Origin of the sequence: Psychromonas antarctica (genome assembly GCF_022267535.1) — a bacterium.
In the GTDB taxonomy this organism is placed as follows: Bacteria; Pseudomonadota; Gammaproteobacteria; order Enterobacterales; family Psychromonadaceae; genus Psychromonas; species Psychromonas antarctica.
This window is the reverse complement of record NZ_JAHNZV010000206.1, coordinates 1-2,374: the sequence shown is the minus strand read 5'-3', so window position 1 is coordinate 2,374 and position 2,374 is coordinate 1. Positions and strand designations below refer to the sequence as shown.

At 41.1% G+C, this 2,374-nt stretch carries 2 protein-coding genes; both read right to left on the bottom strand.

Annotated features, from left to right (window positions below; genetic code table 11):
- Positions 1 to 1,057: 1,057 nt before the first annotated feature.
- Positions 1,058 to 1,717, bottom strand: coding sequence for a hypothetical protein (locus KSO91_RS16935; RefSeq protein WP_238744197.1), 660 nt, complete (start codon positions 1,715 to 1,717; stop codon positions 1,058 to 1,060).
- A 14-nt stretch (positions 1,718 to 1,731) separates the two neighbouring features.
- On the bottom strand, positions 1,732 to 2,374 hold a 643-nt coding region (locus KSO91_RS16930; RefSeq protein WP_238744196.1), incomplete at its 5' end, for a hypothetical protein.

The window sequence follows — 2,374 nt, the reverse complement described above, 5'->3', positions numbered from 1 at the left end:
GCAGGTTTTAGCCTGCTTTGTTTTGAAAATGGCTCCGCGAACTGTTTGAATGAACAAACACTGGCGGACTGAAGTCCGCGCCCCTCAACAGGGTAAAGGCAACATTCGGTTTTTTACTTTCTCTGGGCCGCAGGTTTTAGCCTGCTTTTTTTTGAAAATGGCTCCGCGAACTGTTTGAGTGAACAAACACTGGCGGACTGAAGTCCGCGCCCCTCAACAAGGTAAAGGCAACATTCGGTTTTTTACTTTCTCTGGGGCGCAGGCTTTAACCTGCTTTGTTTTTACAAAATACTGTGCGAACTGTTTGGATGAAAAAACACACTGGCGGACTGAAGTCCGCGCCCCTCAATAAGCTAAAGGCAACAGGCTGTTTGTACTTTCTCTGGGGCGCAGGCTTTAGCCTGCTTTGTTTTTACAAAATACTGTGCGAACTGTGTGAATTAACAAACACACTGGCGGACTGAAGTCCGCGCCCCTCAACAGGATAAACGCATGTGTGGGTTCATGCTGCTTGCACTCGCTTTAGCCTGCATTGTTTTTACAAAATACTGTGCGAACTGTTTGAATGAACAAACACTGGCGGACTGAAGTCCGCGCCCCTCAACAGGGTAAAGGCAACATTCGGTTTTTTACTTTCTCTGGGGCGCAGGCTTTAGCCTGCTTTGGTTTTTAAAAAGACTCAGCAAACTATTTGAATGAACAAACACATTGGCGGACTGAAGTCCGCGCCCCTCAATAAGCTAAAGGCAATGTGGGGAGCATGCTGATTGCACTCTCTCTGGGGCGCAGGCTTTAGCCTGCTTTGTTTTTACAAAATACTGTGCGAACTATTTGTAAAAAATCGTGGACACCCAAACCTTTCTTTTGATCTCTATCAATAAAAAGGTTTGGATGTCCCCGAGTAGCGATTGATTTTAAAAAGATGAGTATTCAATAATGATTAATTTCGCTAAGGCGTAATAAACAGCTAACGCAACAGGAAATGGCTGACACGATTGGCGTAATTTTAATTTATCCTCATATATTGATACAGTTCGATTTCTTTATGCATCATATCTCAACCCAATAACTTCAAGGTTTCACGCTCAGCATCTTCGGGTGTTAACCAACTATCTGGGCGAACACCGTTAAATATAAGATCTGTAACACGTTTAATTAAAAATTTACCATCAGGTAAGTCAGCAATGGTTGGTTTGTACCTATCTACCTTTAAATAATTAGGGTAATTAGGTACTTGGCTACCAAGTGGAGGGGTGATTTCATTGTTCAAAAAGTCAGTTTTCATTTTTTTTAATTCTTCAATCAACCCCTGCTCATATTGAGTTAACTCTCGAATCGCATGCTTTAAAACGTTAATTAAGGCATCAATACAGCGAGTCGCGTAAGGGCAATATTCTGGTTTAAATAATAACTGTCCTTTACCAGCCAGTCTCAAAATACGTTGCATGGGAATTTCAAGTTCTTCATCAATTTTTTCTTTTGAACTTGCATGATGTGATAGCGTACCATCGGTATAGATATAGGCAATGGTCGAGACATAAACCCGCTCAACAGGTAATGGTAAATCATGATTTACTGCATGTTCTTTAAGCCAAGTGAGTTGTGCAATCATACGTCCTTCAGGTGTATCATCAATTTGTTCAAACCCTTTGAAAATGGCTAATAAATGGTTACAGTTTTCAATGAGATCTAAACGTTGTTCTTCGGTATTTGGCATGATTATTCTTATCCTTATTTTGCAATCAATACTTTCGGGTTAGGCGTAATTTGCGTACCGCCACCCGGCATAATTTTCCCTATTAAGCCCGTACTATAACCATCATCAGCAGTGTATTGTATTAATTCAGAAGCTTTACCTAGGGTCGATTCCACTACGCTCGTTGGTTCAGTGATCTCAACAACATCCATCGCATTAGCTCGATTAAAACAAGGTAATGCGAGACTATTTTTAATGCCGTCTTTATCCCAGATTCCATCTTTATAAAAGTCTTTCTTTACTGCAGCTAAACCTTCTTCATCCAACCAGTACGCAGAGGTTTCGATATTTTTAGGACGACCTTTGGTCGTTAATCCATAGAGTTTATCACCAGCCTGCAACTCTTTAGTGCGGAAGTCTTTTCCTGAAGAAAGAATCTCTTCTATTTTATCATCCTTCCACCCTAAATCTTTTAAGGCACTAAATGTATTCCCATCGGCTTCCGATAAATTTTTCATATCCACTGCTCTCAGAGTTTTAAATTTACCCTCAGGAACATGTACTTTCTCCCACTCTTGATTATGTAGCCCCGCAGGTAATTTTGTTTTGCTCGGTGTTAATTTCCCTAACTTGCCTGCATTAGTCACCACTTTACCCATACCAGCAGAAGCCAAACCG